The 23,894-nt window shown below is 42.5% G+C and carries 18 protein-coding genes; 14 read left to right on the top strand and 4 right to left on the bottom strand.

Translation table 11 applies throughout. From position 1 onward, the window contains the following. Window positions 1–111 precede the first annotated feature (111 nt). The 8 genes from ygeW (at window position 112) to FM038_RS11310 (ending at window position 13,529) form a co-directional block, all read left to right on the top strand. The gene (gene ygeW / locus FM038_RS11275) at window positions 112–1,299 is read left to right on the top strand and encodes a knotted carbamoyltransferase YgeW (RefSeq protein ID WP_142871186.1); all 1,188 of its coding nucleotides are present in this window, start codon (window positions 112–114) and stop codon (window positions 1,297–1,299) included. Window positions 1,300–1,374: 75 nt separating this feature from the next. Continuing rightward, the gene (gene dpaL / locus FM038_RS11280) at window positions 1,375–2,583 is read left to right on the top strand and encodes a diaminopropionate ammonia-lyase (protein WP_142871185.1); all 1,209 of its coding nucleotides are present in this window, start codon (window positions 1,375–1,377) and stop codon (window positions 2,581–2,583) included. 101 nt (window positions 2,584–2,684) lie between these two features. Then, window positions 2,685–3,896, top strand: coding sequence for a YgeY family selenium metabolism-linked hydrolase (locus tag FM038_RS11285; RefSeq protein WP_142871184.1), 1,212 nt, complete (start codon window positions 2,685–2,687; stop codon window positions 3,894–3,896). Between the two features lie 174 nt (window positions 3,897–4,070). Then, window positions 4,071–5,474: a dihydropyrimidinase gene (gene hydA, locus FM038_RS11290; protein WP_142871183.1), complete on the top strand. Its 1,404-nt coding sequence runs from the start codon at window positions 4,071–4,073 to the stop codon at window positions 5,472–5,474. 116 nt (window positions 5,475–5,590) lie between these two features. Beyond that, on the top strand, window positions 5,591–6,493 hold the full coding sequence (gene arcC, locus FM038_RS11295; RefSeq protein WP_142871182.1) for a carbamate kinase: 903 nt from the start codon (window positions 5,591–5,593) through the stop codon (window positions 6,491–6,493). 141 nt (window positions 6,494–6,634) lie between these two features. Further along, entirely contained in the window at window positions 6,635–8,266 is a 1,632-nt protein-coding gene (locus tag FM038_RS11300; protein WP_142871181.1) for an NAD(P)-binding protein, read from the top strand. 103 nt (window positions 8,267–8,369) lie between these two features. Continuing rightward, the gene (nifJ, locus tag FM038_RS11305; protein ID WP_142871180.1) at window positions 8,370–12,050 is read left to right on the top strand and encodes a pyruvate:ferredoxin (flavodoxin) oxidoreductase; all 3,681 of its coding nucleotides are present in this window, start codon (window positions 8,370–8,372) and stop codon (window positions 12,048–12,050) included. Between the two features lie 213 nt (window positions 12,051–12,263). Beyond that, the gene (locus FM038_RS11310; protein WP_142871179.1) at window positions 12,264–13,529 is read left to right on the top strand and encodes a RidA family protein; all 1,266 of its coding nucleotides are present in this window, start codon (window positions 12,264–12,266) and stop codon (window positions 13,527–13,529) included. A 117-nt stretch (window positions 13,530–13,646) separates the two neighbouring features. Here FM038_RS11310 and FM038_RS11315 read toward each other — a convergent pair whose 3' ends face one another. From FM038_RS11315 to FM038_RS11325, 3 genes are all read right to left on the bottom strand, one after another. Beyond that, window positions 13,647–14,417, bottom strand: coding sequence for an integron integrase (locus tag FM038_RS11315; RefSeq protein WP_142871178.1), 771 nt, complete (start codon window positions 14,415–14,417; stop codon window positions 13,647–13,649). Between the two features lies 1 nt (window position 14,418). Continuing rightward, a protein-coding gene (locus FM038_RS11320; protein WP_419555628.1) for an IS630 family transposase occupies window positions 14,419–15,487 on the bottom strand; the annotation gives its coding sequence in 2 pieces (ribosomal slippage) (window positions 14,419–14,997 and window positions 14,999–15,487; 1,068 coding nt in all). 16 nt (window positions 15,488–15,503) lie between these two features. Further along, window positions 15,504–15,719, bottom strand: coding sequence for a site-specific integrase (locus FM038_RS11325; RefSeq protein WP_199242738.1), 216 nt, complete (start codon window positions 15,717–15,719; stop codon window positions 15,504–15,506). 338 nt (window positions 15,720–16,057) lie between these two features. Here FM038_RS11325 and FM038_RS11330 point away from each other — a divergent pair, with 338 nt between their 5' ends. The 6 genes from FM038_RS11330 (at window position 16,058) to FM038_RS11355 (ending at window position 22,013) form a co-directional block, all read left to right on the top strand. Continuing rightward, window positions 16,058–16,360 (top strand): hypothetical protein, encoded by a 303-nt coding sequence (locus FM038_RS11330; protein ID WP_142871176.1) that lies wholly within the window; start codon window positions 16,058–16,060, stop codon window positions 16,358–16,360. Window positions 16,361–16,477: 117 nt separating this feature from the next. Beyond that, complete coding sequence (locus FM038_RS11335) at window positions 16,478–17,326, top strand: hypothetical protein (protein ID WP_142871175.1); 849 nt, start codon at window positions 16,478–16,480, stop codon at window positions 17,324–17,326. 117 nt (window positions 17,327–17,443) lie between these two features. Continuing rightward, a complete protein-coding gene (locus tag FM038_RS11340) occupies window positions 17,444–17,800 on the top strand; it encodes a Cif family virulence factor (RefSeq protein WP_142871174.1) in 357 nt (118 codons plus the stop codon). A gap of 175 nt (window positions 17,801–17,975) precedes the next feature. Beyond that, entirely contained in the window at window positions 17,976–18,602 is a 627-nt protein-coding gene (locus FM038_RS11345; RefSeq protein WP_195873257.1) for a hypothetical protein, read from the top strand. A 495-nt stretch (window positions 18,603–19,097) separates the two neighbouring features. Then, window positions 19,098–20,648: an ATP-dependent nuclease gene (locus FM038_RS11350; RefSeq protein WP_195873258.1), complete on the top strand. Its 1,551-nt coding sequence runs from the start codon at window positions 19,098–19,100 to the stop codon at window positions 20,646–20,648. A 384-nt stretch (window positions 20,649–21,032) separates the two neighbouring features. Continuing rightward, the gene (locus tag FM038_RS11355) at window positions 21,033–22,013 is read left to right on the top strand and encodes a transposase (RefSeq protein WP_142871171.1); all 981 of its coding nucleotides are present in this window, start codon (window positions 21,033–21,035) and stop codon (window positions 22,011–22,013) included. 249 nt (window positions 22,014–22,262) lie between these two features. On the opposite strand, the gene FM038_RS11360 is transcribed toward FM038_RS11355, so the two are convergent. After that, complete coding sequence (locus FM038_RS11360; protein ID WP_142871170.1) at window positions 22,263–23,831, bottom strand: ATP-binding response regulator; 1,569 nt, start codon at window positions 23,829–23,831, stop codon at window positions 22,263–22,265. Window positions 23,832–23,894 lie beyond the last annotated feature (63 nt).

Here is a 23,894-nt window from a genome sequence, read left to right on the forward strand (position 1 = left end):
GCTGTTGGCACGAAGTATGCCTTATGAGTAATGACAGCTCGTTTTCTTATTAGCTGATTCTTGTAACCCATCCTCACAGCTTGTTCTGTCTAGGCCATATTAGGAAAAGAAATGAAAAGTTTAAATGAACTAATTAATGAAATTAATGAATTAAAGTCTGAGCTTCATGAAAAAGATTTCCTTCTTACGTGGGAACAAACCCCCGAAGAGTTAGAGAAAGTACTAAAGACTGCTAAAGCACTTAAGACAATGCGTGATGAGAATATCGCCACTAACGTTTTCAATAATGGCTTAGGTATCTCACTATTTAGAGATAATTCAACACGCACCCGTTTCTCATATGCATCTGCAATAAACATGCTAGGTCTTGCTCAGCAAGACTTAGATGAAGGTAAGTCGCAAATTGCTCATGGTGAAACGGTTCGTGAAACCGCAAACATGATCTCTTTCTGTGCCGATGCCATTGGTATTCGTGACGACATGTATTTAGGTGCAGGTAATGCCTATATGCGTGAAGTCGGTGCAGCACTCGATGACGGTGTTAAAGAGGGCGTATTGCCTCATAGACCTGCATTGATCAACTTACAGTGTGATATCGACCACCCAACACAATCAATGGCCGACCTTGCATGGCTAGAAGAGCACTTTGGCGATCTAAAAGCGCTTAAAGGCAAGAAGATTGCTATGACTTGGGCTTATTCGCCAAGTTACGGTAAGCCACTTTCAGTGCCTCAAGGCATCATTGGCCTAATGACTCGTTTTGGTATGGACGTCACGTTAGCTCATCCTGAAGGTTATGACCTAATCCCTGAAGTTGTTGAAGAAGCAAAGAAAAATGCTAAAGCATCAGGCGGTACCTTTACTCAGGTAGACACAATGGCAGAAGCATTTGAAGGTGCTGACATTGTTTATCCTAAGTCTTGGGCACCTTATCAGGTGATGGGCAAGCGTACTGAACTACTGCGCGCTAACGACCAAGCAGGTCTTAAATCGCTTGAGCAAGAGTGTCTTGCACAAAATGCTAAGCATAAAGATTGGCATTGCACCGAAGAGATGATGAAGAAGACTAAAGGTGGCGAAGCGCTTTATATGCATTGTCTGCCTGCAGATATCACCGGCGTCTCTTGTAAAGAAGGTGAAGTGGAAGAGTCAGTATTCGAAAAATACCGCATCGCCACATACAAAGAAGCAAGCTGGAAGCCATATATCATCGCTTCGATGATCCTAAACCGCAAATATCAAGAGCCAGGCAAGGTATTAGCAGAATTAGTTGCTGATGCTAAGAAGCGTGTTAAGTAATTATTAGTTAATCAATTACTTAAAATCTGGGGCAGGGAGCCTGTCCCATCTTTGTTTTTCATTTATGAGGTATGCATGTCTACATTCTCGTTGAATATGGAGATCGCTGATAACTGTCATTTTAATGGTCAACTCTCTCCTCTTTTTACCGTTGAAGAAGCGAAAAAAGCCTTGGCTTTTCACAGTGGCATAGAAGGCTATGAGCCAACACCACTTCGCTCTCTCGATTGTCTCGCTAAAGAGTTCGGTATAGGTAAAATCTTAGTAAAAGATGAATCATATCGTTTCGGTTTAAACGCGTTCAAAATGCTCGGTGGCGCTTACGCTATCGCGCTACTACTTTGCGATAAATTCAAGCTTGATATCAATGCATTTGATTTCGACAAGCTAAAAAATGAAATTACCGAAAAGATGACCTTTGCGACAGCAACTGACGGCAACCACGGCCGAGGTGTGGCTTGGGCTGCACAAAAGCTTGGGCAAAATGCCGTTGTGTATATGCCAAAAGGCTCAGCTGCTGAGCGGGTCAACAATATTAAAGCGCTAGGCGCAGAGTGTATCGTCACCGAGCTTAACTATGACGATACGGTACGTTTAGTCTTAAAAACAGCCAATGAAAATGGCTGGAAAGTGATTCAAGATACCGCTTGGGAAGGCTATGAAGCTATTCCAACATGGATCTCCCAGGGCTATACAGCCATGGTGATTGAAGCGGTTAAACAGTTTGAAGACCATCAGGTAAAAGCCCCGACTCATGTGTTACTTCAAGCCGGTGTTGGCGCCCTTGCAAGTGGTGCTCTCGGTTACCTGACCAATGTCTACGGCGCGGAGAATCTGCACTCAATCATAGTAGAACCTGCCAAAGCCGACTGTATGTACCGTTCAAGCATCACTAAAAAGGGTGAGATCGTCAATGTCGATGGTGACTTAGATACCATCATGGCGGGACTTGCCTGTGGTGAGCCAACAACCATCGGCTGGCCTGTCATGCGTGATTGTACCACTCAATTTGCCTCAGTCGATGACGAAGTTGCCGCGCTAGGTATGCGTGTGCTTGGTAATCCATTAGGTAGCGATCCTCGCATCGTCTCAGGTGAATCAGGCGCAGTGGGCTTAGGCATGTTAGCTGCCATCCACTTCCATAAAGATAAAGATACCCTGATGAAGAAGGTCGGCCTAAATAAGGACTCTGTGGTGCTGTTGTTGAGCACTGAGGGTGATACCGATGCAGTGAATTATAGAGAAGTTGTTTGGGAAGGAAAATATCCAACAACGGCTAAATAACCCAATGTGAACTCCTAAACCATCCTGTCTCAATCCCCAGGTTTAGGAAATTCACACATTACATTTCCAGTGGCTAACAAGCTGCTACCAAGGAGAAAATTATGTCTATTCCATTCAATGAAGTATTAGCAAAAGCAGAAGAATACAAAGCAGATATGACGAAGTTTCTGCGAGATATGATAGCGATTCCAAGTGAAAGTTGTGACGAAGAAAAAGTGGTTTTACGCATTAAAGAAGAGATGCTAAAAGTGGGTTTCGACAAGGTTGAAATCGATCCAATGGGCAACGTTTTAGGCTACATCGGCCATGGTCCACACCTAATTGCGATGGATGCGCATATCGATACCGTGGGTGTCGGTAACATGGATAACTGGGATTTTGATCCGTACACAGGTATGGAAGATGACGAGATCATCGGTGGTCGTGGTGCATCCGATCAAGAAGGCGGCATGGCTTCTATGGTTTATGCGGGCAAGATCATCAAGGACCTAGGCCTTGAAGATGAGTACACGCTACTGGTTACCGGTACCGTACAGGAAGAAGATTGTGACGGTCTTTGCTGGCAGTACATTATTGAGCAGAGCAACATTCGTCCAGAGTTTGTGGTTTCGACTGAGCCGACTGATTGTCAGATTTACCGTGGTCAGCGTGGCCGTATGGAGATCCGTATCGACGTTCCAGGGATCAGCTGTCATGGCTCAGCGCCAGAGCGTGGTGATAACGCCATCTTCAAGATGGGTCACATCTTAGGTGAAGTAGAAGCCTTGGCTCAAAACTTAGGCGATGATGATTTCCTCGGTAAAGGCACATTGACAGTATCTGAAATTTTCTTCACTTCACCAAGTCGCTGTGCTGTCGCTGATAGCTGCGCCGTATCAATCGATCGTCGTCTTACTTGGGGCGAAACGTGGGAAGGCGCACTAGAAGAAATTCGCGCACTACCTGCAGTACAAGAAGCGAAAGGTGTTGTCTCTATGTACGAGTACGACCGCCCAGCTTACACAGGTCTTGTTTACCCAACTGAGTGTTACTTCCCAACGTGGAAAATTGACAGCGAGCATGTTGCCACTAAGACACTAGAAGCCTCTTACGAGCTGTTATTTGACAAGAAGCCTATCGTAGATAAGTGGACCTTCTCTACCAATGGCGTTTCTATCATGGGTCGTCACGGTATCCCAGTGATCGGTTTCGGTCCAGGTAAAGAGCCTGAAGCTCATGCACCAAACGAGAAGACATGGAAAGATCATCTTGTGACCTGTGCTGCTATGTACGCTGTGATCCCACAGATGTACCTGTCTCAGCTTAAGAAGTAGAAAGACACACCTTAAGGGGTGCTCCCACACCTTAAGGGGTGCTCCCACCCCTTAAGGTGATTTACATATGTTATGACATTTTTTTTTTACCTTTTTTTTACCTTTTTTTCTGTAATCACATTTTTATTTTTCAATAATCGCGGTGTAGTGAACGCCAATCCCAGGAGCAATAAGATGACCACCAAAGCCACATTGATCATCAATGGAACCTTAGTTGATGCCCATCAGCAGGTAAATAAACAGCTGCTGATGCTTGATGGCAAGATTGCCCAAATCGCCGATAAAATAACCCAATACCCAAGTGGTACTCAGATCATTGATGCCAAGGGCATGCATGTGATGCCTGGCGGTATCGATGTGCATACCCACTTCAACATAGATGTAGGCATTAGCCGCAGTTGTGATGATTTCTATACTGGCACGCGTTCGGCTGCATGTGGTGGCACCACCACTATCATCGACCATATGGGCTTCGGTCCCCGAGGATGCAGCTTAGGTCATCAACTTGAGGTGTACAAAGAGTATGCCAAAGACAGAGCCGTAATCGATTATAGCTTTCATGGTGTGATTCAGCATGTTGACGATCAGGTACTTGAGGATATGCAGGCCATGGTCGAGCAAGAGGGGATAAGCAGCTTTAAACTCTACCTCACTTATGGCTATAAACTTGATGATGACAGCGCGCTTAAAGCATTAACGCGCTTAAACGAGCTTAATGCGCTCACAGCCGTTCACCCTGAAAATGATGCGGCAATTGCCCAGAGGCGCGCCAAGTTAATAAAGGAAGGTAAAACGGCGCCAAAGTACCACGGCGTGAGTCGACCACTGGAGTGCGAAGCCGAAGCGATTGCGCGCATGATCAACCTAGCAAGCTTGGCGGGAGATGCGCCCCTGTATATTGTGCATCTTTCTAACGGCTTAGGCCTTGATTACATCCGCTTAGCAAAGAACAACAAGCAAGCCGTTTGGTCAGAGACTTGCCCACAATACATGCTACTTGACGACAGTCTTTATAACGACATTGACGCCGTAAAATATGTGATGAGTCCACCACTTAGACCACAAGCGGAATTAGAGAAGCTGTGGCAGGGTGTGATAGATGGCAGCATAGATACCATAGCGACCGATCATTGCTCATTTACCTATGCCGACCAGAAGCAAGCCGGCGTTACCGATTTTACCAAGTGCCCGAATGGCATGCCAGGCGTTGAAACGCGCATGCCCCTCATGTTCAGTGAAGGGGTGAGTAAGGGCCGTATCTCGCCAGAAAAATTTGTTGAACTAACCAGCTTTAAACCCGCAAAACTTTTTGGCCTTTATCCACAAAAAGGCTGTCTTTTGGAAGGTTCTGACGCGGATATCGTGATATTCGATCCAGAACAACAGGTCACTATCAGTCATTCGATGCTACACGACAATACTGACTATACCCCATTTGAAAACTACCCATTAACAGGATGGCCTGTCATGACCTTTAGTCGTGGCAAGCTTGTGGCGCGTAATGGTGAGTTTCTTGGGACTGCAGGCGCTGGACAGTTCTTGCGCCGTAAGCAATTCGATAAAAACCGACTCAAATAAGAGCAGTTAAATTATCAGTACTTAAACCCATATAGAAGATGCCATTGCTTAGCAAAATTTCACATTGGAACTTGTCTTAGCTTAGTGCAAGTGATGGCCATTATTAAGGAATTCAAATGAAACCAATCGCAGTTGTAGCCCTAGGTGGAAACGCATTATTACGTCGTGGAGATGCACCCACTTTTGAAAATCAGTTAGCCAATATAAAAATTGCCGCCGTGGCCATTGCAGAGATTGCAAAAGAGTACCGCGTAGCCGTAGTACACGGTAATGGTCCACAAGTTGGCCTACTTGCCCTACAGAACTTGGCCTATAAAGAAGTCGCTCCTTACCCACTCGATGTACTGGGTGCTGAAAGTGAAGGCATGATCGGTTATATGCTAGCGCAAGAGATCCAGAACGTAATGCCAGATCGTGAAGTGACCACACTGTTAACCCGTATTGAAGTGGATCCTAATGACAAGAGCATGCTCGATCCAACTAAATTTGTTGGTGCTGTATATAACGAAGAAGAAGCGGGTGTGTTAGCCGAAGCGAATAACTGGATCATGAAGCGTGATGGTGATTTTGTACGTCGTGTCGTCCCTTCACCAAAACCTATGAATATTATAGATAAGCATGCCATCGATATCTTGCTTGCAGCCGAAGAAATTGTCATTTGCTGTGGCGGTGGCGGTATCCCAGTATGTAAGACTGACCATGGATACAAGGGCGTTGAGGGGGTTATCGACAAAGACCTTTCAGCAACCTTGCTTGCAAAACAATTGAACGCAGACAAGCTACTGATCTTAACGGATGCCGATGCTGTCTATTTAGACTGGGGCACAGATGACCAACGTGCGCTGCGCACCGCAACACCAGCAGAGCTCAGCAAGTATGACTTCCCAGCGGGTTCCATGGGGCCAAAAGTTGAGGCCGTCAGTGATTTTGCTAGCTTTGGTGGTAAAGCCTATATCGGGGCGCTAGAGCATGGCCTTGAAGTATTAGCTGAGCGTTCTGGTACCTGTATCGCAATTTAACATCCAGCGAGACTGATCTGGATAATTAATTAAGAAAAGGTGACTCACTGGACATGAAACAGTGTTGAGCACCTAAATCAAATGCGCTCACGCATCTTCCTGCTTAGGCGCATTATGTGATCCATATTAAGGCAGTAAAATATGAGACATATTTCGAAGGACATGACGTCACCCCCTGATCTGAAAGTAAAAAAAGGATCGGGCGCGGTGCGCACTAAGTTTCCCATCTACAGTAACTCTCTCCCGCCATGTAATCATGCCTGTCCTACAGGCAGCAACATTCAGCAATGGTTGAGCCTGGCACAAGAGGAGCGTTTTGAAGAAGCATTTCAAGCGCTGATCCTCAATAATCCTATGCCAGGTATTCATGGACGCGTCTGTTATCACCCCTGTGAAAGTGCCTGTAATCGCGCCGATGTTGATGATGCCGTCAGTGTTCACGCCGTAGAAAGATTTTTAGGTGATGAAGCCATTAAGCAAAACTGGCCAGTACGTTTTGAGGCTAAGTCTTCTGGTAAGCGTATTTTGATTATTGGTGCAGGCCCAAGTGGCTTAGCGACAGCTTATCATCTTAAGCGTCAAGGCCATGACGTTGAGATCCGTGATAGTGCACCTATGGCCGGTGGCATGATGCATTTTGGGATCCCAGCCTATCGTTTGCCACGTGATGTGCTCGGCAGTGAGATAAAACGTATCGAAGATATGGGCATTAAAATAGTGCTCAATCATAAAGTCGAAGATATCTTGGCTGAAAAAGTCAGTGGTCAGTTTGATGCCGTGTTTTTAGCCATTGGTGCCCATATTGGCCGTGGCGTTGAAATTCCCAATGCCGATCCAGAAAAGGTCACCGATGCGGTGTCTTATCTGCGTGATGTTGAACTAGGAAATGCCCCCAAGTTAGGCAAAACCGTTGCCGTCTACGGCGGCGGAAATACCGCGATGGATGCGGCACGTACAGCGAAACGCTTCGGTGCTAACGTCAAAGTTATCTATCGCCGTGACAGAGCCAATATGCCAGCCCATGATTTCGAATGTGTCGAAGCCATGGAAGAGGGCATAGAGTTTCATTGGCAACGTACGATTAATCAGATCGATGGCAACACCTTCACCCTTGAAAAAATGGCGATTAACCAAGAGGGTAAGCCTCAGCCAACCGGTGAATATGAAACCTTAGAAGCGGATTCACTCATTCTGGCATTAGGCCAAAACATCGATACTAAGCTCACTAAAGCGATCCCTGATGTTGAACATAAATGGGATGGCAGTGTTGTCGTTAATGACAACATGATGACAGGGTACAAGGGGGTGTTCGCTGGTGGCGACATGGTGCCTTGCGATCGAACCGTTACCATCGCAGTGGGCCATGGTAAGAAGGCCGCAGCCAATATCGATGCATTCTTAAAAGGTCGTATCTTCACTAAGGTCGATAAACAGCCACTGATCAAGTTCGATAAGCTGCACCTCTGGTATAAAACCGATGCCGAACAAAGCGAACAACCTGAAGTAGAAGCCAAAGTGCGAACCCAAAGTTTCAATGAAGTGGTGGGTGGTTTAACTGAGCAAGAAGCCCTATTTGAAGCCCAGCGCTGCTATTCATGCGGTAACTGCTTCGAGTGTAATGGCTGTTTTGGCGCGTGTCCTCATGGCGCAATTACCCGCTTAGGCAAAGGCAAGGGTTATAAGATCGACTATGACAAATGTACTGGTTGCGAAGCGTGTTATTCACAGTGTCCGTGTCATGCAATAGAGATGGTAGAAGCCGAGCAGGCATAGGAGTCAATATGTTAAAAATTCAAATGATTAGCATTGGCCACTTACTAATGCCCATGTCTCAAACCATAGAAATGGTAGAAGCCGAGCAGGCATAGGAGCAGATATGACTAATTTAATAAAGAAAGAGAACAAACTGCCCATCATGCACACCTGTGATGGTAACGAAGCTGCGGCGCATATTGCCTATCGCGTCAGTGAAGTGTGCGCGATTTATCCCATTACGCCATCCTCAACCATGGCAGAATTGGCAGAAGAGTGGGCCACCCAAGATACGCGTAATATTTGGAATGGCATACCGCTGATAGCCGCAATGCAAAGTGAGGGCGGAGCCGCTGGTACTGTGCATGGAGCATTACAAAGTGGCGCACTAACAACCACTTTTACTGCATCACAAGGCTTGTTATTGATGCTACCTAACATGTACAAAATAGCCGGTGAATTAACCTCGACTGTTTTTCATGTCGCGGCGCGCTCACTGGCGGCACAAGGCCTGTCTATTTTTGGTGATCACCAAGATGTGATGTCGGCGCGTGGTACCGGTTTTGCGCTGTTAGCATCATCCTCAGTTCAAGAGTCTCACGATATGGCGATGGTTGCCCATGCAACTACGCTAGAGGCTCGCATCCCCTTTATGCATTTCTTCGATGGTTTTAGAACCTCCCACGAAGTGAACAAGATAGAAATCATCAGCGATAGCGATATTCGCACCATGATCGATGACAAATTGGTGAGAGCGCATAGAGAGCGTGGTCTTAGCCCCAACAAGCCATTTATCCGTGGTACAGCACAAAATCCAGATGTGTATTTCCAGGGGCGTGAAACCGTTACACCTTTTTATAATAAGACACCAGCAATAGTACAAGCCTGCATGGATAAGCTGGGCGATTTGACTGGCCGTTACTATAAGCTGATTGAGTTTTATGGTGACAAAGCGGCAGAGCGGGTGATCATTGCCATGGGCTCTGGTATTGAGACCGTTAAAGAGACGGTTGATGCGCTCAACAAAACCGGTGAAAAGGTCGGCTTACTGCAAGTGAGACTCTATCGTCCGCTAAGTGCTAAACACCTTATAGACGCTTTACCTGCCACGGTTAAGAGTATTGCGATACTCGATAGAACCAAGGAGCCAGGCGGTAACGCCGATCCGCTTTATCAAGACATACTCACATCACTTGTCGATACTTACTCTTCAGGAAAGGTAGGTGCCAAAGATCACCCAAGCACGACAGGCGGTCTGGCCAAGATGCCGAAACTCATTGCAGGCCGTTATGGGCTATCGAGCAAAGAGTTCACCCCGGCTATGGTAAAAGCGGTGTTTGATAACCTGAGTCTGGACGAGCCTAAGCATCACTTTACCTTAGGTATTATCGATGATGTGTGTCATTCACACCTAGAAGTAGACACCAGCTTCGATATTGAATCTAAAGATGTGGTCCGCGCGATTTTCTATGGCCTTGGCGCCGACGGTACCGTAGGTGCAAATAAAAATACCATTAAGATCATCGGTGAAGACCCAGCCTATTTTGCGCAAGGCTATTTTGTCTATGACTCTAAAAAGTCAGGGTCACAAACAGAATCTCACTTAAGATTTGGTAAGGAGCCGATCAATAGCCCCTATCTCATTCAGTCTGCTAACTTCATCGCTTGTCATCAGGCCACCTTCTTAGAGACGACGGATATGCTCTCTAAGGCAACAGATAAGGCGGTATTTTTACTTAATACTCAAGTTAGCGCCGATAAAGTGTGGGACACATTGCCTGCCTTGATGCAGTCGCAATTGATTGAGAAAAACATGAGCCTGCACGTGATCGACGCCTACAAGGTGGGTGAAGATACTGGCATGGGTAAGCGCATCAATACCATTATGCAGACCTGTTTCTTTGCGCTATCTGGCGTGCTTGAGAAAGATGTGGCTATCGCTAAGATCAAGAAAGCGATCAGCAAAACCTATTCCCATAAAGGCCCCAAAGTTATTGAGAAAAACTTCGCCGCTGTCGATCATACCTTGGCTCACTTAGAAGAGGTTCTGATCCCTGCGCACGTCACAGCCAAAGCGTTAAACAAGCCCATCGTCGATGATGCTGCGCCTGATTTTGTTAAGCAGGTGACAGCGAAGATGATGGCAGGTAAGGGCGATCTTATCCCTGTGTCAATGTTGCCCGTCGATGGTACGTATCCATCGGGGACGACTCAGTGGGAGAAGCGTGACATTGCCTTGCAGATCCCAATTTGGGAAGAAAAAGATTGTATTCAGTGTGGTAATTGCTCAATTGTCTGTCCTCATGCGGCAATTCGCGCCAAATTCTTTGATAAATCTGAGCTTAGCAATGCGCCCGATGGCTTTAAATCGCAGTCCATCACCGCACGTGGATTCCCCGATACTCGCTATACTTTGCAGGTTTATGCACAAGATTGTACTGGATGTACCTTATGTGTCGACGCCTGTCCGATGGTGATAGAGGAGGCCACAGAGACGACGCCTGAACGTAAAGCGCTCAATATGCAGCCTAAAAAACCGTATGCTGCTCAGGCGAAGAAAGATCTCGATTTCTTCATCTCATTGCCATACAACGACAGATCGCGGGTCGACTTCTCTCATGTTCGTGGTGCGCAGTTCCTGCAGCCATTATTTGAGTTCTCGGGCGCCTGTTCAGGCTGTGGTGAAACCCCTTACCTGAAGCTCGTGTCTCAACTGTTTGGCGATCGCTTAATGATAGCGAACGCGACGGGTTGCTCCTCCATTTATGGTGGCAACTTACCAACAACCCCGTGGACTAAAAATGACAAAGGTCGAGGTCCTGCTTGGGCTAACTCTCTGTTTGAAGACAATGCCGAGTTTGGTTTTGGTTTCCGCTTAGCGGCCATCAAGCAGCAGGAGAGCGCAAAACAGATACTGACGCGGATCAGCCTGAGCCAAGAAAATCCATTAGCTCCTGAGCTGGTGGATAGACTGCTCAACGATGATCAGCAGACAGAGTCTGATATTCAGGCGCAGATCAAACGTGTCGACACCCTCAAAGAGCAGCTTGAAAAGCTAGATTCAACCGATGCGCTAAACCTTATCTCGGTTGCCGATCAGCTGATCAGACGCTCTATCTGGATAGTCGGTGGCGACGGTTGGGCCTACGATATCGGCTCTAGTGGACTCGATCATGTCTTAGCCAGCGGCGCGGATGTTAACGTGTTAGTGATGGATACCGAAGTGTACTCCAACACAGGTGGCCAGATGTCAAAGTCCACTCCACTGGGCGCTGTGGCTAAGTTTGCCGCATCGGGTAAACACACGCCGAAGAAAGACGTGGCAATGCAAGCTATCTCGTATAACAACGTCTATGTTGCCCGAATCGCCTTAGGCGGCGATCCACAGCAGACCTTGCTAGCCCTACGTGAAGCCGAAGCATACAAGGGCCCGTCGATAGTGATCGCTTATAGCCATTGTATTGCCCACGGGATCACCATGGAGCAAGGTTTACAGCAGCAACAGCTAGCGGTTAAATCCGGTCACTGGCCACTGTTCAGGTATAACCCAGATCTGCGTGATGTTGGCGAGAACCCATTCTCACTGGATTCACTAAGACCGAGTATATCGCTTAAAGCCTATCGCTCAAACGAAGCAAGATTCGAGATCTTAGCGCGGAGTAACCCTGAGCTGGCTGAAAAGCTAACCGCACAAGCTCAGAAAATACTCGAGCGTAAATGGAAGCTTTACGAAGAGATCGCCACACGTGGCCAGGGCATCGTTGCGCCACATGTAGAGTTTGAGAGTGAAGACTTAACTTCATAGCCGTAACCATAGCTATTACTAAGAACTCAAAGAAAAAGGGCGCTGTTACAGTCAGTTTAACGACAGACGTAACAGCCCCGATATAAAACTTTCAATACAAACAATCACCAGAAATCATTCAAAGTAGTGCCAAGCTATTCAGCCAGTATGCCTGCTTTAACAACAACTTAGATTTGTGATTAACAACTTACTATATAAAGGAAAAATACCGAAATGACTAACAAGATTGTAAAATTGTCAAGAAACACAGAAAATGCACCACAAAGCGCTGCATCGACTCAAAGCGTGGCTTTTTCCCATTACAATAATATTTCAGCTCAGTTACCAGTAGATGCAAAAACAGGTGAGATTGTAGCGGGTGGTGTGGCAGAGCAGGCAAAACAATGTTTGGCAAATATTAAAGCCATCGTAGAAAGTACCGCCCATGCGATGCACGATGTGGTTCGCATCAATGTATACCTTAAAAATATCTCAGATCTTGACGCTGTAAACGAAGTTTATGCCTCTTTCTTCCAGAGCTACCTTCCTACACAGACAGTTCTCGCCGTTGCAGCGCTACCTATGGATGGTGCCTTGGTTCAGATGGATGCCGCACTTTCAAACGGTGAAGGCACGCCTCCACAAGAAGCATGCCCGCTGGTTAAATTGGTTAGAAATACCGATACTGCACCAATCAGTGCAGTATCGACTCAATCTGTCGCTTTCTCTCATTACAGCCATATCTCTGCGCAACTGCCCGTCGAGCCAAAATCTGGCAACATAGTCGCTGGCGGTGTAAAAGAGCAGACAAAACAGTGTCTAGCCAATCTTAAAGCCATCCTAGAAAGCATCACTGTGCCTTTTGATGATATTGTAAAAATCAATATCCACCTTAAAAACCTCGCCGATCTTGACGCCGTCAATGAAGTGTATACAACATTCTTCCCTGACTCATCTATCGCCAGAACCTTAGCGTACTTCCCTGCACGTTCAGTCGTTGTCGCGGCAGGTTTACCTATGGATGCCTTAGTACAAATTGATGCTACCGTGTCACACGGTGATGGTACGCCGCCACAAGCGGTTGAAGACAGACATGGACTTATTATCGAGCCAAACAACACAGACAAAGCACCAAAATGTCCGCTAGCGACACAAACCGTCGCATTTTCTCATTACAACAACATATCCGCTCAACTGCCAATAGATGCGAAAGTGGGTAAAGTTGTCGCTGTGGGTATCAAAGAGCAGGCTGCGCAGTGTCTTAACAATATTAAGGCAATCGTAGAAAGTATCGATCATGACATGGACGATGCGGTTAAACTTAATATTCAACTTAAAGATATTGCAGATCTTGATGCTGTAAATGCAGTAATGAAAACTTTCTTCAAAGGCGAGCTACCTGCAACAACAATCATAGGTGTTTCAGCGATCCCAATGGATGCGCTAGTGCAGATTGATGCAATCTTCTCTAATGCAGAAGGTACACCGCCGCTAGTATAAAACACTAGTTTAAAATAAAGCAGTACCATCAAAATATGTTGCTCACTTCGGCCATTAACCGGAGTGAGTTTTTCGCTATTGGCATAATTGATCTTTTTTGTAGAGCTTGCTATCTGCTTACAGAGTATCCAGTGGGCTAACGGTTCCTGCATAATGTTGGCCTAATACATGGGTATATATCTGAGTGGTATTAATATCATTGTGACCAAGTAACTCTTGAACAGTTCTTATGTCAGTACCTGTTTGTAAAAGGTGAGTGGCAAACGAGTGCCTAAAAGTATGACAGTTAACTTTTTTCATTATTTGGCTCACCTTAACTGACTTTTGTAGTGCCTTGCGTATTGTGCTGTCATGGCGATGGTGGCGACAGAGTACTTTAGTCACTGGGTGTTCACAGATATTAATGGAGGGAAATAGAAACATCCAAGCAGGTTGACGGAAAGCATTAGGGTACTTTTTTCCTAAAGAATAGGGCAGTGATGGGCCAAAGCCGTTACTATTATCTTTCTCCTGTAGTTTTATCGATTTATCGATGAAACTAATTAGTTTACTGCAACATGATTGACTTAATAATGTCTGTCTATCCTTGTTTCCTTTACCATCTCGAATCGTCAAAGAGAGGTTATCTATATTGATATCTTGAAGTCTTAATCTCAAACATTCATTAACCCGCATACCGCTACCATAGAGCATCTCTACGACCAGTTTTGCTGTTCCATTCATATTCGCCAATATCAGAGAAACCTCTTTAGGTGATAAGACTACAGGTAGCGTCCGTTGCTTTGTGGCCAAAGTAAAACCTAAATCTCCTAGCTCAACTTTAAGATACTGTTGGTATAGAAAGGCTAATGAATTTAGCGCAACCTTTTGAGTATTATACCATTCCATCTTAATATTTAGTCATTATTGCCCACTCCCTTCGGCATAACGAGATAACCCTATTTGAGTCACTGATAAAGTTATTCCAAGCAATTGAACAGGCATCCACTATATCCTCGTAACCTTTGAAGCTGCGATTAGCAAGATGGTGTTGTCGTAACCAACTCCAGACTTGTTCTATCGGGTTTAGCTCTGGTGAGTACGGGGGGAATTTTATAATGCTGAGGTTGATAAACTCATCAGCTATATCATTGGTATGCCAACCAGCACCATCCATTACAACTACAGCGTGCCGACCAGGCTTAGTTCTTTTGGCTATCAGCGATAGGTGCTGACGCATGATGTCTTTACTTAAATAGGGAGCAATTATTGCCTCTGTTTCTCCAGTTTCAGGACAAACTGCACCAAAGAAATGAACATACTCAAATTGCTGCTGACGAACCGCTCTAGGACGCGTTCCTTTTCTCGCCCACAATCGAGTCGTTGTGTTTTGTTGTCCAAAACGAGCTTCATCCTGAAACCAAATGTCGACCCGATCGAGGCCTACACTACCAGGAATGTTAAGGATCGTTTCCAGTTGGAACTTTTTTAAAAGCCATTTGGGCTTCAGCTGATTGCTTTGGGTGCATAGAACGACTGGTTATCCAGCTAAACCTCAACGTATCCAGTAGCTTATAAATTGCATTCGGATGGTAATCAACATTAAAGTGCAGCTGGATATATTTTAAGATCGCATCCCCTGTCAACCGACCTCCAGAAGCTCTCACGCTTTGTGCTTCTATATATTCAATTAGTTGTTGCTTTTGCTTTGTAGTGAGGTAGCTATCTCGCCCTTTATTTCTTTTGGCGTCCAACCCCTTGAGCCCGTAAGTAAGATACTTTGAGACCCATGCATTTACACTGGCACGGGCTACTTTAAGTCTCTTGGTAACTTCCGTTCGATTATGACCTTCTAGAAATAGAGATACTGCCAGTAATCGGATACGTTTACGGGGATCTTTTTCAGCTCTAGATAAAGCCAAGATCTCTTCTGCTGTGTAGTTTTTCAAAGCAAGGTACGAGTTATTGATGGTGACCATATTAGATCACAACTCATTACTGATTGGTATTAATAGCTACATTTTGACTATTAGCCAACCAACTCAAAAAGTCTTTTACGTCATCAGAGGAGAGTGTTTCTGGATGAGCCTTTTGATGGAATAGAATGTAACGTTTGATCCAGTATAGGTAAGCTTTCTCGGTACGTAGGCTGTAACCTCGTAGCCGAATATCTTGTCGAACCGACTCTAAAAAAGGACTTGAATGCTTCATTCCCTTACCCTATGCATTTCACTGTATGTTTATACAGTATTATTGGTTTTCAAAAGAAATCAAGGTATCTATATTGTTCTAATCACGGTTTGCTATTGTAGGATGCAAATAAGTTGTGTAAATTCAGTAGTATGAAAGTTTGCGGTCTTGAAAATTCGAGTTAACAGGCAAGAAAAGTGTGCTTGCCTGTTTTGGCCGAGAGTGTATTGGATACAATTTGAGTTTTGTTTAGTTATTGAATTGTTTTTAATAGGCTTTTATTAATAAATTGAGTGCACGCTTTCCCAAGAGGGCTTGGCAAAACGCGCAAGCCGTATATACAAATGTTAGGTAGGCATATGGACATCATTGAAACATTTAGTCAGCAAAAAAAGAATCGAGTAAAGTACACCGTATTAGCTTTGATTTTGTGGGTGCCAGCACTCTTAATTCAATATTATAAAGAGCCAATAGCAGACATGTTTGCACAGTCCTCTTTATTTTCGATATATCTACAACTTTTTGCATTACTGCTTCAAGCTGTAGGTATGGTATTTATATTCCTTACGCATAAAAATTCAAAATGCCCTGCCTGTACTAAATTAGCTGGCTCAGGTTGGAAAATTGAGGAATGTAAAAGTTGTGGTCAAAAGCTTACCTAACAAGGCCAAGCAAGCCGACTCCGTCAGCTGTCGTGTTTCTTGCAAAGGTCGCAACAAATCGCGCCAACTACTCCACGGTTGTTGGCGGCGTTATGTTTTTATCTAAGAGGAAGAGTTTTGACTATAGGAAAAAAATCGCTTTTAACATTACTCATTATTTTTACGGGGTTGTTGATTACATTCGTACAAACTTTTGCATGGTCAGATGCCGGAAAGTCTAAGCAAGATAAAGCATACGAGTACGACTTCCAACTAAATTACTGGAATGAAGAGGTTCATAAAAAATTTAATAATCTTCGTTCTAGTGAAGTTGTTAATAGATTACTTTCTTTTGAGGGTAAAAGGGTCGTCGACTCAAGCTTTTTTCTCGACATCCATGAATACCACTTTTTAATCAAAGAACTTATGAGGGTGCTTAAATTTAAAAGCAAGGTTTCAATTAACTTATTAGGTGACATAGTTCAGCTAAATGAAAAGGGTCTACAGCACGTACCAGATATGTCAAAAGTTTCTAGCGATGTTCAGGAATTTGACACATTACTGCAAGAGTTTGATGAGCGAGAAAAAAGACTTGAAACATTTTTACCTGAACTGGTTTCGTCATTTAAATATGAAGAAAATATGAGTTCCGATAAAAAAGTTGAGTTAACGGTAAAGCAAATGGAACTTTTCTTGGAACTCTATACAGATGAAGCATTATTTGTAACGCAAAAAACTGATCCATTTTTATTTGTTAGAGATCTAGGTAATATGTCATATATAACTTTAGGTAATTATAAAAAAGTTTTGAAAGGGTATAACAAACAGGTCTCTATAGAAGACTCTTATAAAAAGAGCATCTTGATTTTATTAGCTCTTCTAAGTGTTTATTTTTCTGCGTTAATCGTATTAAAAACAGAAGATGAACCAACTCGCTATGAAGCTTCAGTAAATGATAAAACTTACAATGTGAGCATCAAAACATAACAATAAATTAAACAAGGACTTAAAACAGTTTGCTGTTTTTCGTCCCTCAAACATTTTAGCAAACAATTTTAAGCCTGTTAATTAGGCGTTAACTGTCATTGAGAATAGGGAGATCGTATGGATATTGAATTTGCAAAGAAATTTTCCGATGATTGGGTTGAATCGTGGAATTCTCATGATATTGATAAAATCATCTCCCATTATGCAGAACAGTTAGAGTTTAAATCGCCGCTAGTCGTTGAAAGATATTCTGATCCTGATGGAATTATCTATGATCGAGAAAAGTTAAAAGAATACTTTCTTATTGGCCTAACGAATAATCCGTTGCTGGAATTTAAGTTGAATCGGGTGTTATTGGGTGTAAACTGCTTAACCTTGTATTATCAAAATGCTAGAGGCGGAGAGACTGCTGAGCTTTTTGAGTTTGATCAAAGGAATAAAGTCATTAGGTCTGTATCGTGCTATTCATTTTAGCGGAATCATGCATTGAGCAGGCTACAGTTAACAAGTTGCTGCAGTCGGACTCGTCAAACTGTCACTTTTTTTGCCAAAAAACCGGCAAAAAAATCGCCAGTTTAACTCGCCGCTGAGCAAGGCGTTATATGATTTTTAGTACCATCATTAAAATTTAAGTATAGAGGATATTAAATTGTTCAATGCTATAAGAGGTTGGGTTCCAAATTGGAACTCGATAGCAAAAATTGTAGATCACAAAATATGGAATTTGGCATTTTTATTCTTTGTATTAATGCCCATTATTGCTCTTTTTATGAAGGATATCCCAGACCAAATTTCTATTAGTATTAATGAAGAATTGTATACACTTAACATGACTCTCCCGTTTAAATGGTGGGTACTTTATTTCTCAGCATTAACGATTTCAATCGCTAAAATAATATATTCGGCATTCTCACCACCATTCTTGAAAGAGTATGTTGATTTTGAAGATTTCAAAAAGTCAGGGCGAAAAGGTGGATATTTACAGAAAGTAGCGCATGAACTTATTCCTTTTTGGTCAAAGAAAGGTGGTATCTCTTCATATATAAAGAAGTTTGATAACAGAATCCACACTTTGAATGAGTCTGGTGTTGAACATGCTCTAGGTGCCAATTTGTGGGGGTCAAAAACAGAGCCATCGTTTTGGCTAGTGTATGATGTGGCAAATTACTCTCGTGTCATCCCGAGAATCTTATGCGTCGTTTGTATAGCTTTTTCTGCAATTTCATTTATTTATATTAGTATAGACAAAATAAGATTGGTGTTATCAATCATATAACAAACAATTTAAGAGTGATTCCCAACGCATGGCATTTTTCATTCCATCGTTGGGTGTTGTGTTTTCGGTGGCATGGTTAGGTTTCGTGGTGGCGTTGCTCACACCTTAATTGGGCGTTATAAGCCACGGAGTATTAAGTGTTCTCAGAACCAACAGATAGTTTTGTTGTAATTGGCATATGCGTGCTTGGAGCATTGCATTTTGGCGGATACTTACCGATATCCAAGACTTCACCATCATTAAATTGGGCGAAAGAAAAACACCCAAGATTACCAAAGGCTGTAGCAACCACTCTCATGTTTGTTGCTCTAGTTAAATTGATGAGCGTCTTTATTTGACAAAACTTGCTTGTAACTAGGCTTATAACAAGCCCATAAAGTCACGATTCGCAACGCTATCACATTGGTTGCTAGAGAAAAAAGGCGCAACAAATTGTGCCAGCATTGCTCACGGCTTATGGGGGCGTTATGTTTAAATTATTGGTTTGGGTGAAAAATGAGGATAACAGAAATATTATTTAGCTCCATCAGAAGATTGAATGTTGATTACTCGAATGATTTTAGACAAATTGAATTAAATACAATTAACGTTTTTATAGGTGAAAATGGCTCGGGAAAGTCAACGATAATAGATATGGTTCGTAGCTTATCAGATTTGTCTGTTATTCCAAGTTTAGCAAAAGAAAACCCTTTATCAGGAGCACCTCCATTTTACTTAGTTAAGTTTGATGATAGTGGAAGTAAATTTGTAAGTATGGCGGGCCCTAGTGATGTAGATCTTTGTTTGACTAAATACTTATCTTGCAGGATTGAAGATTCTAATACTCAGCTTTTTTTAGGTGATATTAGCAAGTTTAATGTTGATAAGAACAACAATATACTTAAAGGAGTTAACTTCAGACTTACTAACGAAATATACTATAGACCTTGTTGTACACCATCGTTAGAAAAAGCAAACAAGTACTATATTGAAGAGTTAAATAAAATAGAGAATAAGCTAAATGGCTCCTATAACAGAAAAATCAATGAAGATGGTTCTTTAAAGAAATCAATACCTGTAAATTCCAATAACCTAATCGCTGCTAAAGACGGCTTCATTGAGAGTTGGTTCGAAGAAGATAAATCTATGTCTAATAACTTACCTCTTTCTTGGTTTCCTTCTGGATGGAGAGCATATGCCGAAATTACTTCATATTTAAGAGATTGCAAGAAAGGGAGTGTTTGTTTACTAGAAGAGCCAGAAGTTAATCTTCATCCTAGATTGCAGAGACTATTACTTAAGAGAATTGAAGAGATATCTATTGATAATGAACTCCAAATATTATTAAGCACTCATTCACCAGCTATGATAAATGCAAGCTTTAGCGATCAAGTTAGTATTTATCATACTCAAGGAAAAACAGTCGATATTCTTGATAATGAAAAAATCTTACTAGATGATTTAGGCTACAAAGCATCCGATGTTTTTCAAACAAATTGTGTTGTTTGGGTTGAGGGACCTTCTGATAGAATCTATATCAAACATTGGCTTTCAAGTTTCGATGATAAATTAATTGAAGGAGTTGACTATAGTTTCATGTTCTATGGTGGACGAATATTGAGTCATTTCGATTTAAACGATAATGGTGATGATATGATTTCAATGTTAAAAATAAATATAAATTCTATTATTGTAATGGATAGTGATAGAAAAAATGAAAATGACGAGTTGAACGATACAAAAAAAAGAATTATTAATAGTTGTCGTGATGGGAGTGCAAAGGTCTGGATTACTGGAGGTAGAGAAATTGAAAACTACTTAAACTCTGATGTATTAAAACGTTCAATCGCTAGTGTTCACCCTCATTTTTACGAACAAATAGATACTGATAAATGGTCCAATGTTTTGAAATATTTAATCAAAAAGGATAGTAAAACGAGAACTGCGGATAAAGTTAAAGTAGCAAAAAAGTATATAGAAAATTGTAAAAATAAAGCACTTTACACTCCTGAATTAAAAAAGGAAATCACAGCAATATACAACTTTATTACTAATGCACGCAATTAAACATAACAAGAGCTTTAAACGGAACAAAAAAACAGTTGGTTACGTTTCGCTTCACAATTATAGCCAACAATTTTTGTCCGCTTAAGCTGGCGTTATATGCCAAGAATGGTTCTGATGAATATTGTAATTTTTGTAGCTCTATTTCTAGTTTATTTTTATACATGTTTATTCGCAGTTAAATTTTATAAACATCTAATTGGGCGTTTAGAGGCAGTTCAACGAAAATCAATTTTAAACTTAATAATTAACAGTGCCACCCACAATAAATGGCACATATTGATGCCTCTTACTACTCTTTACAAATTAACAGTGCCACCCACAATAAATGGCACATATTGATGCCTCTTACTACTCTTTACTAAAGAGGTTAAGTGAGAGGTTGCTATGCCCCGTCCAAGAAGAAGCCAAGTGAGTTTAGAAGACACGTCTATGTACCACTGCTGTTCTCGTGTATCCAGGCGTGCAATGCTGCTGGGAGATGATGAGCTCACAGGAAAAAACTATGACCATAGACGAGAGTGGGTAGAATCTCAGCTACTGAAATTAGCTGTGGTGTTCGCTATAGATGTGGCCGCCTATGCCGTGATGTCTAATCACCTGCATGTTGTTCTTAGTGTTGATATTTATGAATCTAATCGTTGGACTGACAAAGAAGTGGTTGAGCACTGGCATCAAATATTTTTAGGGACTGAAATCACACAAAAGTTTGTGAAAGGTGAGGTGATAGAAAGCTTCGAAGTCAAAAAATTAAAGCACTCTATTGCTCTATATCGAAGTCGACTCAGTGATATAAGCTGGTTTATGAGAGCACTTAACGAACCTATTGCCCGCATGGCAAACAAAGAAGATAAGTGTACCGGTCGTTTTTGGGAAGGGCGCTTTAAAAGCCAAGCATTATTAGATGAAGCGGCAGTTTTGGCCTGCATGGCTTACGTAGACCTCAACCCCGTACGCGCAAAAATGGCTGATACGCCAGAGCAATCAGACCATACAAGTATTCAGCTTAGAATAAAATCGGCCTTGAATGGAAAACAACCAGTAAAGCTATTGCCTTTTATTGGCAGTGAGTGCCTTAATCAACCTAAAGGAATTCACTTCGCGCTGAAGGACTATCTTGAATTGGTGGATGAAACAGGGAGAGTTCTTCGTGATGATAAGCGTGGGGCTATCTCTTTGAAGGCATCTAAGATATTAAGCCGGCTAAATATTTCCAGTGAAAATTGGATAAAAGTCACCTCTGATTTCGGCAAGATCTTCCATGGACCGGTAGGTACATTACAAGAGCTGACTAATTATTGTGACCATTTAGGTAAACGCCGACGACATTTTTCTAAAGATTGTCAGTACCTTCAAACTGGCTGGTAATTTTACTCACTCTCTCTGTTAAACCTGGCTCTTTTTTATAAAGAACGAATAAGTCCTGCCTAGATTTTCACATATTTACTCTCAAATTCTCATTTTATTCATATTTGCTAGTGTAAGTTAGGATTTCCCCCCAGTTATTGGATTTACGGGCAAGTGGAATATTGATAACTTGCCAAAGACTTCATATGTTATTGATTAAGAATGGCTGGTTCTTGATGCTGTTCTTAACGATAAAGTTGTTGGATAAAATCAATCTTCGAGTGATTTTGGAAGTATAATATTGACTCTTGTTTCGTTCGTTTTACAGTCTAAGGTGATGCTGCCGTGACAAGCTTCAGTGATGAGTTTGGCTGCGTAAGTCCCTAAACCAGTCCCTAATGGCTTTCCATAAGTGACATATTTTTCAAAAAAAGAATCCTTAATCGTTTCATGAACAGTGCTTGCACTGAAAAGAGTAATTTCAACACTGTCGTCCAATATGGTTTCAAAAAATATCACCTTGGTTCCCCGAGGACTCGCTTCTAGCGCATTGCTATATAACTCAGAAAACATGGTCGTAAACAGCAGTTTATCACCAATTACTTGCGTGTGATTACTGACTAAATTATCCACCTGTATCGACTTTTTAATCTGTTCTCTGGTGAACAGCTGCTGAATATCGCTGATTATCTCATGTAAACCAATCGGTGTTTTTTCAGGGATAAACGTTCCTTCTTCCAGTTTCAAAATCGTATTGAGTCCGTTGATGACTTGGCTCAGTTTCTGGCTGGCAAAGCCAATATTATCCATCTCAAACTTTAATTGTTTTGATGATAACACCCGCTGATTGATCCGCTCTAAGGTCTCATCTATTTGGGCTAGCGGGCCAGTAAAGTAGTTAAAAATGATCCGTTCAATATTTTCTTTTAACGTGAACAATCTGATTTGCTCATTGACCTGATATTCTAATGCCTTGCTGTGTTTAACTGCATTGAGCTGATTTTGGACGCGCATTTTTAATATTTTCATATTAAAGGGCTTGGTCACGTAATCAGCAACGCCGAGCTCTAGCCCGTGAATGACATCTTCATCGTCCGATTTGGCACTAAGAAATATGACCGGAATATCGCATAAGGCAATATCTTGCTGAAGTTGCTCATAAACTTGATAGCCATCCATGTTAGGCATCATGATATCGAGTAAGATTAAATCTGGAGCAGACTGCTTACAAAGTTGCATTGCTTTTTCACCACTTAACGCCACTTGTACTCGAGTGATTGATTTTATGCATTTAGAGGCTACTTCAATATTGTTGACCTCATCATCAACAATTAGCACGCAGAAGTCTTGCCTTTGTTGTGGTGTAACTAAGCTGCTGGACGGCTCGGAGCTTACCGTTGTTGCAGTAGGCTGCACAAGCGCATCTTGTCTGTTGGTCACCTCATGATACAACATACGGTGTAAGGGCTTTTCTTGAGATAAGGCTAGTTTTTCTCTAAACACCTTGAAACTAAACGGCTTGGCAATAAATTGCGATACCCCGCATTTGAGCGCTTCAACTACCGTGGCCTGATTAACAGTAGAGCTACAGACAATGAAGGGAATCGTGGCCATTTTGGGGTGGCTCCTCACGGTCTGCAATAACTCCCTGCCACTGATCTTGGCTAACATCCATTCAGAAATAATCAGCTCTATGTTGTTTTCATCAATAATTTTTAAGGCATCCAGGCCATTAACGGCTTGGAAAATGTTCACAAAGTGCAGATCACGCAGCATTCTAACAATCACATTACGAATGTTATCGGTTGAATCGACGACCAATACCGATATGGACTTCATCCTACCTCCGGTGTAATGCCTTATTGAATGTCTGCTAGCGCTGAATAAAAGACTATTATTGAT

Origin of the sequence: Shewanella eurypsychrophilus, from assembly GCF_007004545.3 — a bacterium.
GTDB classification, from domain to species: domain Bacteria; phylum Pseudomonadota; class Gammaproteobacteria; order Enterobacterales; family Shewanellaceae; genus Shewanella; species Shewanella eurypsychrophilus.